The sequence below is a fragment of the Ralstonia pickettii genome (assembly GCF_001699815.1).
GTDB classification, from domain to species: domain Bacteria; phylum Pseudomonadota; class Gammaproteobacteria; order Burkholderiales; family Burkholderiaceae; genus Ralstonia; species Ralstonia thomasii.
On sequence record NZ_MCGB01000073.1, the window covers coordinates 1 to 15099 of the forward strand.

At 62.9% G+C, this 15099-nt stretch carries 12 protein-coding genes and 1 pseudogene; 10 read left to right on the top strand and 3 right to left on the bottom strand.

Going from position 1 to position 15099, the window contains the following annotated elements; genetic code table 11:
- From BEK68_RS14765 to map, 3 genes and pseudogenes are all read right to left on the bottom strand, one after another.
- Positions 1–364: pseudogene (locus tag BEK68_RS14765) on the bottom strand (pseudouridine synthase); the annotation flags it as partial.
- The gene (locus BEK68_RS14770) at positions 348–2936 is read right to left on the bottom strand and encodes a [protein-PII] uridylyltransferase (protein ID WP_012435450.1); all 2589 of its coding nucleotides are present in this window, start codon (positions 2934–2936) and stop codon (positions 348–350) included. The pseudogene BEK68_RS14765 and the gene BEK68_RS14770, both read right to left, overlap by 17 nt.
- A 118-nt stretch (positions 2937–3054) precedes the next feature.
- Positions 3055–3879 (bottom strand): type I methionyl aminopeptidase, encoded by an 825-nt coding sequence (gene map, locus BEK68_RS14775; RefSeq protein WP_012435451.1) that lies wholly within the window; start codon positions 3877–3879, stop codon positions 3055–3057.
- Between the two features lie 304 nt (positions 3880–4183).
- Here map and rpsB point away from each other — a divergent pair, with 304 nt between their 5' ends.
- The 10 genes from rpsB to BEK68_RS14825 all read left to right on the top strand — a co-directional run bounded on the left by rpsB (position 4184) and on the right by BEK68_RS14825 (position 15091).
- A complete protein-coding gene (gene rpsB, locus BEK68_RS14780) occupies positions 4184–4927 on the top strand; it encodes a 30S ribosomal protein S2 (RefSeq protein WP_004626667.1) in 744 nt (247 codons plus the stop codon).
- 253 nt (positions 4928–5180) lie between these two features.
- The gene (gene tsf / locus BEK68_RS14785; RefSeq protein ID WP_004626669.1) at positions 5181–6059 is read left to right on the top strand and encodes a translation elongation factor Ts; all 879 of its coding nucleotides are present in this window, start codon (positions 5181–5183) and stop codon (positions 6057–6059) included.
- A 292-nt stretch (positions 6060–6351) separates the two neighbouring features.
- A complete protein-coding gene (pyrH, locus tag BEK68_RS14790) occupies positions 6352–7062 on the top strand; it encodes a UMP kinase (RefSeq protein WP_009238238.1) in 711 nt (236 codons plus the stop codon).
- A 176-nt stretch (positions 7063–7238) separates the two neighbouring features.
- On the top strand, positions 7239–7799 hold the full coding sequence (frr, locus tag BEK68_RS14795) for a ribosome recycling factor (protein ID WP_004626673.1): 561 nt from the start codon (positions 7239–7241) through the stop codon (positions 7797–7799).
- Positions 7800–7851: 52 nt separating this feature from the next.
- The gene (gene uppS, locus BEK68_RS14800; RefSeq protein WP_004626675.1) at positions 7852–8628 is read left to right on the top strand and encodes a polyprenyl diphosphate synthase; all 777 of its coding nucleotides are present in this window, start codon (positions 7852–7854) and stop codon (positions 8626–8628) included.
- 3 nt (positions 8629–8631) lie between these two features.
- Positions 8632–9450, top strand: a complete 819-nt coding sequence (locus BEK68_RS14805) for a phosphatidate cytidylyltransferase (protein WP_004626677.1) — start codon at positions 8632–8634, stop codon at positions 9448–9450.
- An 11-nt stretch (positions 9451–9461) separates the two neighbouring features.
- Positions 9462–10652 (top strand): 1-deoxy-D-xylulose-5-phosphate reductoisomerase, encoded by a 1191-nt coding sequence (ispC, locus tag BEK68_RS14810; RefSeq protein WP_012435452.1) that lies wholly within the window; start codon positions 9462–9464, stop codon positions 10650–10652.
- Positions 10653–10738: 86 nt separating this feature from the next.
- Positions 10739–12127, top strand: coding sequence for an RIP metalloprotease RseP (gene rseP / locus BEK68_RS14815; RefSeq protein WP_012435453.1), 1389 nt, complete (start codon positions 10739–10741; stop codon positions 12125–12127).
- A 115-nt stretch (positions 12128–12242) separates the two neighbouring features.
- Entirely contained in the window at positions 12243–14540 is a 2298-nt protein-coding gene (bamA, locus tag BEK68_RS14820) for an outer membrane protein assembly factor BamA (protein ID WP_012435454.1), read from the top strand.
- Positions 14540–15091, top strand: a complete 552-nt coding sequence (locus BEK68_RS14825; RefSeq protein WP_012435455.1) for an OmpH family outer membrane protein — start codon at positions 14540–14542, stop codon at positions 15089–15091. The genes bamA and BEK68_RS14825 overlap by 1 nt, the downstream gene beginning before the upstream one ends.
- Positions 15092–15099 lie beyond the last annotated feature (8 nt).

Sequence of the window (15099 nt, forward strand, 5' to 3'; positions counted from 1 at the left end):
GGCGATCGCCTTGCATGCGGCGCGGCTTGGCTTCGCGCGTCTGGCCGTCGTCGTCGCGGCGCGGGGGGCGCGCGGGGCGCGGCGGCTTACCGGCGCCTTCTTCCGGTTTGGGCCGGCGCTGCGATGGGCGCAGCGGCTGGCGCTCGCGGTTCAGGTCGGATGAGCGCAGCGGCTTGCCGGTGGTGGAGCGTACGGCATTGCCTTCGTCGTCGCGGCGCACGCCGAGCGTGGCGCGCTTGCCCGGGCGGGTGGCGCGCTGAGTCGGGTCGCTGGCGCGGTGCTTGTCGTCGTCGCCCGGAAAATCATCGGAATCGGTAGTCATGAATCTAGACCGGTAAGGCTGGCGCTCAGATGGCGAGCGCATCAAGCAGCTCGCTTTCAAGTTCGAGCTGCAGTTTGTTGTCCTGGGTCAGGCGCGTGCCGTCGACCAGGAAGATGTCTTCCACGCGCTCGCCAAGCGTGTTGATGCGCGCGGTGTGTACCGACACGCGGCGGTGTGCGAGCACGCGGGCAATGGCGTAGAGCAGACCGGTGCGGTCGGTCGCGGAAATGGAGAGCAGGTAATACTGGCCGCGCTCGTCCGCCCGCAGGTCGACGCGCGGTTTGATCGGGAAGCTGCGCGACTGGCGCGAGATGCGCCCCCGCGGCGGCTCCGGCAGGGCGGTTTCGCGCGAGATCTGTTCGGCCAGTTCGTGTTCGACCAGCGTGATGATGTCGCGGTAATGCCCGGGCTCCACAAGGCCGCTGCTGGGGTCGGCCACCTGGAAGGTGTCGAGCGCGTAGCCGTGTTTGGTGGTGTGGATCTTGGCGTCCAGGATCGTCAGGCTCTTGCGTTCGAAGTAGCCGCAGATGCGCGCAAAAAGATCGGGCCGATCCGGCGAGTACACAGCCACCTGCAAGCCCACGCCCGCCGGTGAAATGCGTGCGCGCACGATCGGGATCGTCGTGTCGACACGGTTGTAGAAGTGCCGCGTGAACCAGGCGATATCGCGCGCGTCGTGGCGCAGGAACACGCCCACGTCGAGCTGTTTCCACAGCGCCTCGTGCGCGGTGTCGTCCAGCGCGGCCAGGCGCAGCAGCGCGCGCGCTTCTTCCTTGCGGCCTTCGAGCACGGCGTGCGGGTCGGTGGTGGCACCGCCGAGCACTCGCAGCGTCATGCGATACAGGTCTTCCAGCAGCTTGCCCTTCCAGGCGTTCCACACCTTTGGGCTGGTGCCGCGGATGTCGGCAACGGTCAGCAGATACAGCGCGGTCAGCCGGCGTTCGGTACCGACCAGATCAGCGAAATGGCGGATGACTTCGGGATCGCCCAGGTCCTGCTTCTGCGCGACCTGGCTCATGGTCAGGTGGTGTTCGACCAGCCAGACGATCAGGTCGGCGTCTTCCTTGGCGATGCCGTGTTCCTTGCAGAAGCGGCGTGCGTCGGACATGCCGAGCACGGAGTGGTCACCGCCGCGCCCCTTCGCAATGTCATGGAACAGCGCCGCCACGGTCAGCACCCACGGCTTGTCGAAGTTCGCCATCAACTGGCTGCAGAACGGGAACTCGTGCGTGTGCTCGACGATGGCGAAGCGGCGGATGTTGCGCACCACCATCAGGATGTGCTGATCGACCGTGTAGACGTGGAACAGGTCATGCTGCATCTGCCCGACGATGCGACGGAAGTTGACCAGGTAGCGGCCGAGCACGCTGGTCTGGTTCATCAGGCGCAGCGCGTGCGTGATGCCCTGCGGCTGCTGCAGGATCGACAGGAACAGCGCGCGATTAGCCGGATCCTTGCGCCATTTGGCGTCCATCAACGTCCGGGCGTTGTAGAGCGCCCGCAGCGTGCTGGCTGCCAGTCCCTTGATGCCGCGCGTCTGCTCGTACAGCAGGAACGTTTCAAGAATGGCCGTCGGCTCGCGCTGGTAGAGATCGGCGTCGGCAATTTCGAGCATGCCTTGGCGCTCGACAAAACGATCGTTGATCTTGCGTGTGATACCCAGCTCGCTCGGAAACAGCCGCGCCTCGATGTTCTGCAGCACCACGGTATTGAGCTGTGTGACTGCCTTGGCTACCCAGTAATAGCGGCGCATGAGTTGTTCGCTCGCGCGCTTGGCGGTGGTCGGGCGGTAACCGAACGATTCGGCCAGCTGCGTCTGCAGGTCGAACACCAACACGTCCTGACGACGCCCGGCCAGCAGGTGCAGACGCGCACGCACGGTTTTGAGCAGGCGCTCGTTGCTCACCAGTTCCTGTGCTTCACGGCGTGTGAGCAGGCCGTTGGCAAGCAACTCGTTCCAGCTGGAACCGAAACCTGCCGCGCGCGTCATCCACAGAATCACCTGCAGGTCGCGCAGACCACCGGGGCTTTCCTTGCAGTTCGGCTCGAGCGAATACGGCGTGTCCTGGTACTTGGCATGCCTCTGGCGCATCTCCAGCAGTTTCGACTGGAAGAAATCTGCGGCGTCCAGATGGCCTTGATAGTGCGTCTCGAACGTGCGGTACAAACCTTCGTCGCCCGTCAGCAGACGCGCTTCCAGCAGCGACGTGCGTACTGTTACGTCTTGTGCGGCTTCCTTGATGCACTCGTCAACCGTGCGCACCGAGGAGCCGATGTCCAACCCCATGTCCCAGCAGCGGCCGATGAAGGCCTCCAGCCGGGCCTCCAAGGCTTTGTCTGCGGTGCCTGGCAGCAACAGGAGGATGTCCACATCGGAATGCGGAAACAGCTCGCCGCGCCCGTAGCCGCCCACGGCAATCAGCGCGCAGGTGGGGGGCATCTGCTCTTCCTGCCAGAGACGCACGAGCGCACGGTCCACCGCGCGTGCCAGCTTGGTCACGAGCTGCTGAACGTTGGCGTGCTGGTCGAACTGCGCGAACAGGTGCGCGCGCTCAGTTTTCAGGGCGTCGCGCGGATGGGCTTCTTCGGCAGGAGCGGCGGCAGCAGAGGGCATGAGTGGAGCGTGAATGAAACAGCGACCGGAATGAGCCGGTCGCTGCAGGGGTTGAGCCGGTGCGGGGCGAGATCAGCGTGACATTGCTGCCGCTGACGGTGCGGCTCGCCCGTTAGGATCAGGCCGTGGCCGGAGCGCCTTCGTGTACGAATTCCGGTGCCGGTGGCGTCAAGGCGGACACGGTCAGCACTTCGTGGCCAGTCTCCGTCACCAGAAGCGTGTGTTCCCACTGCGCCGACAGGCTGCGATCACGCGTCTTGACGGTCCACTGGTCGGGCATCGTGCGGATGTCGCGCTTGCCCGCGTTGATCATCGGTTCAATCGTGAAGATCATGCCGGCCTTCAGTTCCATCCCGGTACCCGGGCGGCCGTAGTGCAGGATCTGCGGATCTTCGTGGAATTTCTTGCCGATGCCGTGGCCGCAATATTCGCGCACCACGCTGTAGCCGGCGGCTTCGGCGTGCTGCTGGATCACGTGGCCGATGTCGCCCAGGCGCGCGCCCGGACGCACGGCCGCAATGCCCTTCCACATGCATTCGAACGTGACCTGCGTCAGGCGTTTGGCCAGGATCGACCCTTCGCCGACGACGAAGGTGCGGCTGGTGTCGCCGTAATAGCCTTCCTTGGTGATGACGGTGATGTCGAGGTTGACGATGTCGCCGCTTTTGAGCACCTTGTCGCCCGGAATGCCGTGGCAGATCACGTCGTTGACCGACGAGCAGATCGATGCCGGGAAGGGCGGATAGCCCGGCGGGGCATAGTTCAATGGCGCCGGCACAGTGCCTTGCACGTCACGCATGTAGGCGTGGCACAGCTCGTTCAGCTTGCCCGTGGTCACGCCGGGCGTCACGAACGGCGTGATGTAATCCAGGACTTCGGACGCGAGCCGGCAGGCGACGCGCATGTGCGCAATGTCTTCGGCAGTGTGAATGGTAACGGCCATGCTGTGACTCTTTCTGCACGCAAGCGCGCGAAGCGCCGCGTCGTGGCTAAAGTGTGAATTATCGCACCAAAGCGCCCGGGCCGGGGTTTTCGGGCGCTCGGCGCCAGCCTCGGGCCGTTTGTCGCGAAGGCTCGGAAGGCCTTGAGTCGATTGGGTTTTTGCCGCTATAATCGCTGGCTAAGCAGTTGCCGGTCATGTGGCCGGTGGCGCTTGAAATCGCGAGCCGCTTCACCGCGGGTGTTTTTCGTATCGCATGCGAAAGATGTCTGAGGCGGCTTTAGACCTAACCCGACTGGAGAATTTCATGTCCGTGACCATGCGCGAAATGCTGGAAGCCGGTGTCCACTTTGGCCACCAGACCCGCTTCTGGAACCCCAAGATGGCCCCCTTCATCTTCGGCCATCGCAACAAGATTCACATCATCAACCTGGAAAAGACGCTGCCGATGTACCAGGACGCACTGAAGTACGTGCGCCAACTGGCAGCCAACCGGGGCACCATCCTGTTCGTCGGCACGAAGCGCCAATCGCGTGAGATCCTGGCTGAAGAAGCGGCTCGCGCAGGTATGCCGTTCGTTGACAGCCGCTGGCTCGGCGGCATGCTGACCAACTTCAAGACGGTCAAGACCTCGATCAAGCGCCTGAAGGACATGGAAGTCGCCAAGGAAGCCGGCGCGACCGAAACCATGAGCAAGAAGGAAGCGCTGATGTTCGAACGCGAAATGGACAAGCTGGTGAAGTCCATTGGCGGCATCAAGGACATGGGCGGCATTCCAGACGCCATCTTCGTGGTGGACGTTGGCTACCACAAGATTGCCGTGACCGAAGCCGCCAAGCTGGGCATTCCGGTGATCGGCGTGGTTGACACGAACCACTCGCCGGAAGGCATCGACTACGTCATCCCGGGTAACGACGACTCGAGCAAGGCTGTTGCTCTGTACGTGCGCGGCGTGGCCGACGCGATCCTGGAAGGCCGCGCCAACGCGGTCCAGGAAGTGGTTGAAGCCGCTCGCGGCGGTGATGACTTCGTCGAAGTCCAAGAAGGCTAAACACAAGAAGGCGGGCGCCCGCAGCTTGATCGTGCGGGACGCGTGCCAGGCCGCACCTGATGGAGCAGATCAGGGCTGATGGCCAGACAGGGGCGCGTAACAAACGCCCCTTTTTTTTGAAATTTGTCATGCGGATGCCCCACGCGCGTCGTATTTCGTGGGGCGGCCGGATGGAAACCGGACGACAGGCCGGCGCGAGGCGAGGAAGGATCCGCACGCGACCGGACGACGATCTGAAACAAGGAGCATGAGAATGGCGGCAATTACCGCAAGCATGGTTGCAGAGCTGCGCGCAAAGACCGACGCGCCGATGATGGAATGCAAGAAGGCCCTGACCGAAGCCGAAGGCAACCTGGAAAAGGCTGAAGAGATCCTGCGCGTGAAGCTGGGCAACAAGGCGGGCAAGGCTTCCAGCCGCGTCACCGCTGAAGGCGTGGTCGCAGCGTTCGTCGAGGGCACCACGGGCGCCCTGGTCGAAGTGAACTGCGAAACCGACTTCGTCTCGAAGAACGACGATTTCCTGGCTTTCACCAACGAGGTTGCCAAGCTGATCGCTCAGAAGAACCCGGCTGACGTGGCTGCCCTGTCGGCCCTGTCGATCGGCGATGAAACGGTCGAAGCCGTGCGCACCCGCCTGATCGGCAAGATCGGCGAGAACATGACGATCCGCCGCTTCCAGCGTTTCGAAGGCACGCAGCTGACTTCGTATCTGCACGGCACGCGCATTGGCGTGATGGTGGCATTCGAAGGCAACGAAGTGGCGGCTAAGGACGCTGCAATGCAGGCTGCCGCCATGAAGCCGGTGTCGCTGTCGGCTGACGACGTGCCGGCCGAACTGGTCGCCAAGGAGCGCAGCGTTGCTGAGCAGAAGGCTGCTGAATCGGGCAAGCCGGCTGAAATCGTTGCCAAGATGGTGGAAGGCAGCGTGCAGAAGTACCTGAAGGAAGTGTCGCTGCTGAACCAGCCGTTCGTGAAGAACGACAAGCAGACCGTTGAGCAGATGCTCAAGGCCGCCAACACGACCGTGAAGGCTTTCACGCTGTACGTGGTGGGCGAGGGCATCGAGAAGAAGCAAGACGACTTCGCTGCTGAAGTGGCTGCCCAGGTGGCCGCTGCCAAGCAACAGGCGTAATGCTGCGACGGCCGCTTCCGATGGTGCGGCGATTCGCCCTCCGGCGCAGGCCGGGAGGCGTCGTTTCCACCATTGGCGCAGCCGTATAATGCCGAACAAACAGGGCACCGAAAGGTGCCCTGTTTGCAGGTGCAGCCTGCTTGCGCGGGCATCGTTGGTGAATGTCCCGAAGGCTTCCGCGCAAGAAGGTTGCGGGATGTGCGAAGTCCCCGCTTTGCACGTCGTTATCATATCCGCAGCGTCATTTCCCCCTTTCCTGTTTCCCGTACCAGGAATCGTCACGAGGATCTCCATGCCTGCCTATAAGCGCGTTCTACTCAAACTTTCCGGCGAAGCCCTGATGGGCGACGATGCCTTCGGCATCAACCGCAGCACCATCGAAGGGATGGTCAACGATATCGCCGAAATCGTGAAGCTGGGCGTGCAGGTGGCAGTGGTGATCGGCGGCGGCAACATCTTCCGCGGTGTCGCGGGGGGTGCCGCCGGCATGGATCGCGCCACGGCCGATTACATGGGCATGCTGGCCACCATGATGAACGCGCTTGCTCTGCAGGACGCCATGCGTCACGCCAATCTCGAAGGCCGTGTGCAATCGGCGCTGCGCCTGGACCAAGTGGTCGAGCCGTACATCCGCCCCCGTGCGATCCGCCAGTTGGAAGAGGGCAAGATCGTGATTTTCGCGGCCGGCACCGGCAACCCGTTCTTCACGACCGACACCGCCGCCGCGCTGCGGGGCTCGGAAATCGGCGCCGAGATCGTCCTCAAGGCCACCAAGGTGGACGGTGTCTATACCGCTGATCCAAAGAAGGACCCGAGCGCCACCCGCTACACCACCATCACGTTCGATGAAGCCATTTCGCGCAACCTGCAGGTGATGGACGCGACCGCTTTCGCGCTGTGCCGCGACCAGAAGCTGCCGATCAAGGTGTTCTCCATTCAGAAGCCCGGCGCGCTCAAGCGCGTGATCCTGGGTGAAGACGAAGGCACGCTGGTGCACGTCTGAAGCCAGCAGCAAGCCTCGTTGCAGGCGCCTTTTTTGCCGTTCGCTGACCCTGCGTAAATGGCGTTGGCGAGCGGCTTCCATGTAAAATCGCCTATTGTCTTTTTGGTCTTGCCGGTGTCCTGTGTCGTTTTCCGGGGCGCAAGTTCGGCAGACCGCCGTTATCGTTCGGAGGAAGTATGAGCGTCGCCGATGTCAAAAAGAATGCCGAGCAGAAGATGCAGAAGTCGATTGAGGCTCTGAAGACGGATCTGGCCAAGATCCGTACTGGCCGTGCCCACACCGGTCTGCTCGATCACGTGCAAGTCGACTACTACGGCTCGATGGTGCCGATCAGCCAGGTTGCCAACGTGACCCTGGTGGATGCACGCACGATTGGCGTGCAACCGTGGGAAAAGAAGATGGTGCAAGCCGTCGAGAAGGCCATCCGTGAAGCGGACCTCGGCCTGAATCCCGCCACCATGGGCGACATCATTCGCGTGCCGACGCCTGCGCTGACCGAAGAGCGCCGCAAGGAGCTGACCAAGGTAGTGAAGGGCGAGGGCGAAGATGCCAAGGTCGCCGTGCGCAACCTGCGCCGCGATGCCAACGAACAGCTCAAGAAGCTGGTGAAGGACAAGGCCATCTCGGAAGACGACGAGCGTCGCGGCGGAGACGAGGTTCAGAAGCTGACCGACAAGTTCGTCGCCGAGATCGACAAGCTGGTCGCCGAGAAAGACAAGGAAATCATGACGGTGTAAGGCCGTCTCCCGCCGCCGGCGCATTGGGCGCATGCGGTGGGAAGCCCGATTCATGCATATCAGTTCCACACTGGCGGTGCCCGACACCGCCGATACGCCGCGCCACGTTGCCGTCATCATGGACGGTAACGGCCGCTGGGCCACCGAACGGCATCTGCCGCGCGTGGCCGGGCATAGCCGCGGCCTCGACGCCGTGCGTGCAACCGTTGAAGCGGCGGCACGCCGAGGCGTCGGTTACCTGACGCTGTTTGCGTTCAGCTCCGAAAACTGGCGTCGTCCGGCCGAGGAAGTCACCTTCCTCATGAAGCTGTTCATGACGGCGCTGCGCCGCGAGGTCAGCAAGCTGCACGACAACGGCATCCGCTTGCGCGTGGTGGGCGATCTGTCTGCGTTCAGCCCGCGCATCCAGCTCTTGATTCGCGAAGCTGAGGCCAAGACGGCTGCCAATCCCGGTCTGACCGTCACGATCCTCGCCAACTACGGCGGGCGCTGGGACATCCTGCAAGCCATGCGCGCCTTGTTGACGGCAAAGCCCGGCATTGCACCCGACGCCATCACCGAAGAGATGCTCGCGCCGTACATGGCGCTGTCCTACGCGCCGGAGCCGGATTTGTTCATCCGCACCGGTGGCGAGCAACGCATCAGCAACTTTCTGCTCTGGCAGCTTGCGTATTCCGAGCTGTACTTCACCGATCGCTACTGGCCCGATTTCGATGCCGCAGAACTCGATCGCGCCTTTGCGTGGTATCGCAACCGCGAGCGCCGCTTCGGCCGCACAAGCGCCCAGCTCGAGCCCGATGTTCCCCCCGCGCTATCCGCCGGAGCCTGACACATGCTGCTGACTCGCGTCATTACCGCTGTCTGCCTGCTGATTGTCATCCTGCCCATTCTGTTCTTTGCGCCGCCCGCCGGCCTGGCCGGGCTCGTGACGGTGGTTGCAGCCCTCGCCGCGTGGGAGTGGGGGCGTCTCGTGCGCCTGCCGGGCTGGTGGGGGCCGGTTGTCTATGCGATCGTTGTCGTCATGCTGACGATCGCCTGGCACGACATTCCCGTTCGCGGTGATGTGCAGCCGCTGTTCCATGGCGCAGTCGTCGCATGGGTGATCGCCTGGGCGCTGCTCGCCGGTGGCGTGCGCGAGCTGCACGGCACGCGCAAAATCGTTTTCACGTTGCTTGGTTTGGTGATGCTGCCGGCGTTCGTGCATGGGGCTATTGAATTGCGCACGCACGGCGTCGCCTTCCTGCTGTCGGTGGCGGTGCTCGTGTGGGCGGCCGATGTGGGTGCCTATTTTGTCGGCAAGGCCATGGGTCGCCGCAAGCTGGCACCGACCATCAGCCCAGGCAAATCGTGGGAAGGGGCGATCGGCGGTGCCGTGCTCGTTGCAGTGATCGCCACCGTGGCCGGCATCACGCATTGGTTTGCGCCGACGTGGTTCTCGCACGAGTTTGATCAGCGCGGTGCGGTTGCAGCCCTGGCGCTGACCATCTTGCTGGTGGCCGCAAGCGTCGGCGGCGATTTGTTTGAATCCCTGCTCAAGCGTCAGGTCGGCATGAAAGACAGCAGCCGCCTGTTGCCCGGCCACGGCGGTGTGCTCGATCGTATCGACGCACTGCTGCCAGTGTTTCCGCTGGCTGCGCTGCTGATTTCCTGAGGCGTCTGAACATGATGCGTTTGACCGTTCTTGGCGCCACTGGCTCCATTGGCGACAGCACGCTCGACGTGGTGCGCCGTCATCCCGACAAATACAGCGTTTTTGCGCTGACCGCCAACGCGCAGGCCGACAAGCTCGCGGTGCTCTGCCGTGAGTTTCGCCCGAAGATGGCGGTGCTCGGTTCGGCGGCTGCGGCGGATGCATTGCGTGACCAACTGGGCACAGAAGCTGCCGGCATCGAAATCTGTTCTGGCACCAAGGCGCTGGAAGAGGCCGCCGCCCACCCTGACTGCGATGCCGTGATGGCCGCCATCGTTGGGGCGGCAGGTTTGCGCCCGACGCTTGCCGCCGTGCGCGCCGGCAAGCGCGTGCTCCTGGCCAACAAGGAGGCGCTGGTGATGTCCGGCGCGCTCTTCATGGACGCCGTGCGTGAGCATGGCGCCACCGTGCTCCCGATCGACAGCGAGCACAACGCCATCTTCCAATGCCTTCCTCAGCAAGTTCCGCAGTTCGGGCGCGGCGTGTCGCGCATCGTCCTGACGGCATCAGGTGGTCCGTTCCGTACGCGTGCCGTTGATTCGCTTGCTGATGTCACGCCCGATCAGGCTTGCGCGCATCCGAACTGGGTGATGGGGCGCAAGATCTCCGTTGACTCCGCCACCATGATGAACAAGGGGCTGGAGGTGATCGAGGCGTACTGGCTGTTTGGCGTGCCGGTCGAGCATCTCGAAGTGCTGATCCACCCGCAGAGTGTCATCCATTCGATGGTCGGCTACGACGATGGCTCCGTGCTGGCGCAGCTGGGCAATCCGGACATGCGCACGCCGATTGCCTACGGCTTGGCCTACCCTGAGCGCATTGAGGCCGGTGTTCCGCTGCTCGATCTCGTGACCACAGGTGCACTGACGTTCGAGGCGCCGGATCTGCGCCGCTTCCCGTGTCTGGCGCTGGCCTTTGATGCACTGCGCGCCGGTGGTACGGCACCTGCTGCTCTGAACGCGGCCAACGAGGTGGCTGTCGAAGCATTTTTACAGCGCCGCATCCGGTTCACCGAGATTGCTGCCGTGGTGGGTGACACGCTCGCCCGTACTTCTATCGTGCCCGCCGACTCGCTCGACACCGTATTTGCGGCCGACGCCCAAGCGCGTCAGCAGGCGGAGCGCTATATCGCGACCGCATGCGCGCAACTGCCGGCCGCCTGAAAGCGCCCCGTCAGAGCAAGCGGGTAACATAGCGGCTTCGCGCGGGGTCAACCAGCGCGTGCCCTTCAGTGCATCCGGAGAAGGTTTTGCAGACCGTTTTAGCGTTTGTCTTTGCGATCGCGGTACTGATCGTCATTCACGAACTGGGCCACTACAGTGTCGCGCGCCTGTGCGGCGTGAAGGTGCTCCGGTTTTCCGTCGGCTTCGGCAAGGTGCTGTTCCGCCATGTGGGGCGCGGCCCTGACCGCACCGAATGGACGATCTGCGCCATTCCGCTGGGCGGCTACGTCAAGATGTTGGGCGAGGGCTCACGAGACCCCGAGAAAGATCCGCCCATCCTCCCCGAAGACCTCCCGCGCACCTTCGACCACCAACCGGTTTACAAGCGATTCGCCATCGTGGCTGCGGGGCCGATCGCCAATTTTCTGCTCGCGATTGTCCTCTATGCAGTGCTGGCATGGGTTGGCGCAATCGAGCCGTTACCTATCCTCGGCGCTCCCCCGCCTGGCAGCATTGCTGCCCAGGCCGACCTGCGTGCCAGGGACCGCGTGACCGCGATCGGTACGGACGATGAAACGCCTGCGCCCGTGCGCAGCTGGAGCGACGTGCGCATGCGCCTGTACTCGGCCGGCATCGCAGGGCGCGATGCGCTTGTGCGGGTGCGGGGCGCCGATGGTGTCGAACGCACCGCCCGTCTTCATGGCTTGCCGAGCGCAGCCCGTACGCCGCAGGCCGACGTGATCGACCAGATTGGTCTGCGCCTGCTCGGTGGCCCGGTCACCGTCGTCGATGTGCTGCCCTCCAGTGCCGCGGCACGTGCCGGGTTGCGGGCGGGTGACCAGATCGTTCGCTTCGCCGGCCAGCCTGCCGATCAGGCGATGGACCTCATCCGGCAGATCCGCGCCATGCCCGAACAGAACGCGTCGATCGATATCCTGCGCAACGATCAGCCCATGACGTTGCCCGTTCGCCCGGATGCAGACGCCGATCCCAAGAACCCCACGGGCCCGAAGATCGGTAAGCTCGGCGCGCAGCTCAACCAGAAGGTGGAAACGGCGATGATCCGGGATGAGCCGGTCGCCGCATTGGGCCACGCCGTGGGCGAGGTCTGGCGGACTTCGGCGCTATCGCTGCAGGTGCTGGCCAAGATGATCGTTGGTCAGGCGTCTCTGCAGAACCTGAGCGGGCCGATCACGGTGGCGGACTTCGCAGGCAAGGCGGCAAGCCTTGGCTGGCAGACGTTTGTGAGCTTTCTCGCGTTGATCAGCGTGAGTCTCGGCGTCCTGAACTTCTTGCCAGTTCCGGTATTGGATGGGGGGCATTTGCTGTATTATTGCGTGGAATTTTTGACTGGCCGACCCGTGCCGGAATCCTGGCAAGCAGTCCTTCAGAAGATCGGCGTCGCCTGCATCCTGCTTCTCACTTCGCTCGCCCTGTACAACGATTTGAGTCGGTTATTTCTGACTCGCGGCTAAACCGTATTCAACTTGGGTCGGTAAGCCACATCGTTGCCACCGGCGTGAGCGGGCAACTCAGGGTTTTGAAAACACTCAGAAGTGGATTCCGATTGAATCCAACTAGGGGATTAGATTGATCAGACAACATCGCTTCCCGCTCAGCGTGCTGGCGGCTTCCGTGCTGACCGTCACTGCCGGTCAGGCTCATGCAGTGGAGCCGTTCGTCGTCAAGGACATTCGCGTGGAGGGTGTGCAGCGCGTCGAGCCGGGCACCGTGTTCGGCTATTTGCCCGTGAAGGTGGGTGAGACCTTCACCGACGAGAAGGGCGCCGAATCGATTCGCGCGCTCTACAACACCGGCTTCTTCAAGGACGTGCAGATCCGCTCCGAAGGCAACGTGCTGGTGGTGCGCGTGGAAGAGCGTCCTGCGATCTCGCAGCTCGAGTTCATCGGCTTCAAGGAGTTCGACAAGGAGGCGCTGCGTCGTACGCTGCGTGGCGTGGGTGTGGCTGAGGCCCGTTACTACGACAAGTCGCTCATCGACCGCGCCGAGCAGGAAATCAAGCGCCAGTATGTTTCGCGCGGCTATTACGCTGCCGAGGTGACGACCACGGTTACGCCGGTCGACGCCAACCGTGTGTCGATCACGTTTACGGTTGACGAAGGCCCGACCGCCAAGATTCGCCAGATCAATATCGTCGGCAACAAGGCCTTCAAGGAAGGTGACCTGCGCGACGAGATGCAACTGTCCACGCCGAACTGGCTGTCGTGGTACACCAAGAACGATCTGTACTCGAAGCAGAAACTCACGGCCGACCTGGAAGCGCTGCGCTCGTTCTATTTGGATCGCGGTTACCTGGAATTCGCAATCGAGTCGACCCAGGTGTCGATCACGCCGGACAAGAAGGACATCTACCTGACGCTGAACATCCACGAGGGTGAGCAGTACAAGGTGTCGGACATCAAGCTGACCGGTGAGCTGCTGGGCAAGCAGGCCGAGATGGAGAAGCTCATCAAGCTCAAGCAGGGCGATGTCTTCTCGTCGGCCAAGCTCTCGTCGACGACCAAGTCGATTACCGATCTGCTCGGCACGTATGGCTACGCTTTCGCCACCATCAACCCGCAGCCGCAGATCAACCAGAAGGACCGCACGGTTGCACTCACGCTGGTGGTCGATCCGGGCCGCCGTGTGTACGTGCGTCGCGTGAACGTTGTCGGCAACAGCAAGACCCGCGACGAAGTCGTGCGCCGCGAAATGCGCCAGATGGAAGCCTCGTGGTTCGACGGCGAGAAGCTGCAGCTTTCGCAGAACCGCGTGAACCGCACGGGTTACTTCACCGATGCGAACATCACGACGGAAGACGTGCCCGGCACAACCGATCAGGTCGATGTAAACGTCAACGTGACGGAAAAGCCGACAGGCCAGATCAACCTGGGCGTGGGCTTCTCGTCGACCGACAAGCTGGTGCTGTCGGCCGGTATCCGTCAGGACAACGTGTTCGGCTCCGGTACGAGCCTCGGCCTCGATGTGAACACTTCCAAGTCGAACCGCACCATTGCAGTGACGCAGTTCGATCCGTACTTCACGGTGGATGGCATCAGCCGTTCGACCGAACTGTACTACCGCACGTACCGTCCGCTGTACTACACGGGTGACCAGGACTACCGCGTCGTGCAGCAGGGCGGCAACGTCAAGTTCGGCGTGCCGTTCTCTGAAACCGATACCGTCTTCTTCGGCATCGGCTACGAGCGCACGACCATCGACGTGACGACCAACACGCCGCTGGCCTACCAGAACTACGTCGCGAAGAACGGCCGCATCACCAACAACTTTCCGATCACCATCGGCTGGTCGAAGGACCAGCGTGACAGCGCCTTGGTGCCGACGCGTGGTCGCTACCAGCAGGCCAACCTGGAGTTCGGTATCCCGGGCGGCGACCTGCAGTACTTCCGCGCGTACTATCAGCACCAGTATTTCTACCCGCTGTCGAAGTCGTTCACGATGGCGTTCAACAACGAAATTGGGTACGGCCACGGTTACGGTGGCAAGGACTTCCCGGTCTTCAAGAACTACTACGCCGGCGGTATCGGTTCGGTGCGCGGTTACGAAACCAGCACGCTGGGCCCGCGCGACGCCAATGGCGTGGCCATCGGTGGCGCCAGCAAGTTCGTTGGCAACGTGGAATTCATCTTCCCGCTGCCGGGTTCGGGCGTGGACCGCACCGTTCGTCTGTTCACGTTCTTCGACTACGGTAACGTGTTCGCCGAGGGTCAGCCTTACAAGCTGGGCGACATGCGCTACTCGACCGGTTTCGGTCTGTCGTGGCTGTCGCCGATCGGCCCGCTCAAGATCAGCATGGGCTTCCCGATCAAGCGGAAGACCCAAGATCAAACGCAACGCTTCCAGTTCCAGATCGGGACTGCATTCTAATGACTGCATTCATCATGAAATCCACGCGCATCACGTTGTCCCGCATGGGCGTGTCCGCTGCTTTCGCCGCACTTGCCGCAGCCAGCTTTGCGCTGCCGGCGACGGCGCAGGAAGCGCGCATCGCCGCCGTCAATTCGGAGCGCATCCTGCGCGACTCGCAACCTGCCAAGGCCGCCCAGGCCAAGCTGGAAACTGAGTTCGCCAAGCGCGACCGCGAGCTGCAGGACATGGCCTCCAAGCTCAAGGGCATGTCCGACAAGCTGGACAAGGATTCGGCCGTGCTGGCCGATTCTGATCGCAATCGCCGTCAGCGTGAGCTGTCGGACCTGGATCGTGACTTCCAGCGCAAGCAGCGCGAGTTCCGTGAAGACCTGAACCAGCGCCGCAATGAAGAGCTGGCCCAGGTGCTTGAGCGCGCCAACCGCGTGATCCGCTCGATTGCCGAGCAGCGCAAGTACGATCTGATCGTGCAGGAAGCCGTGTACGTGAACCCTCGCATCGACATCACGGACGAGGTGCTCAAGGCGCTGAATTCGCAATCGGCCAAATGAGGTTGTCC

Bases quoted from the DNA above. Each gene is read 5' to 3' on its own strand.
- frr (WP_004626673.1), top strand. From the start codon at position 7,239: ATGAGCGTCGCCGATGTCAAAAAGAATGCCGAGCAGAAGATGCAGAAG.
- BEK68_RS14805 (WP_004626677.1), top strand. From the start codon at position 8,632: ATGCTGCTGACTCGCGTCATTACCGCTGTCTGCCTGCTGATTGTCATC.
- BEK68_RS14770 (WP_012435450.1), bottom strand. From the start codon at position 2,936: ATGCCCTCTGCTGCCGCCGCTCCTGCCGAAGAAGCCCATCCGCGCGAC.
- rpsB (WP_004626667.1), top strand. From the start codon at position 4,184: ATGTCCGTGACCATGCGCGAAATGCTGGAAGCCGGTGTCCACTTTGGC.
- tsf (WP_004626669.1), top strand. From the start codon at position 5,181: ATGGCGGCAATTACCGCAAGCATGGTTGCAGAGCTGCGCGCAAAGACC.
- ispC (WP_012435452.1), top strand. From the start codon at position 9,462: ATGATGCGTTTGACCGTTCTTGGCGCCACTGGCTCCATTGGCGACAGC.
- BEK68_RS14825 (WP_012435455.1), top strand. From the start codon at position 14,540: ATGACTGCATTCATCATGAAATCCACGCGCATCACGTTGTCCCGCATG.
- uppS (WP_004626675.1), top strand. From the start codon at position 7,852: ATGCATATCAGTTCCACACTGGCGGTGCCCGACACCGCCGATACGCCG.
- map (WP_012435451.1), bottom strand. From the start codon at position 3,879: ATGGCCGTTACCATTCACACTGCCGAAGACATTGCGCACATGCGCGTC.
- pyrH (WP_009238238.1), top strand. From the start codon at position 6,352: ATGCCTGCCTATAAGCGCGTTCTACTCAAACTTTCCGGCGAAGCCCTG.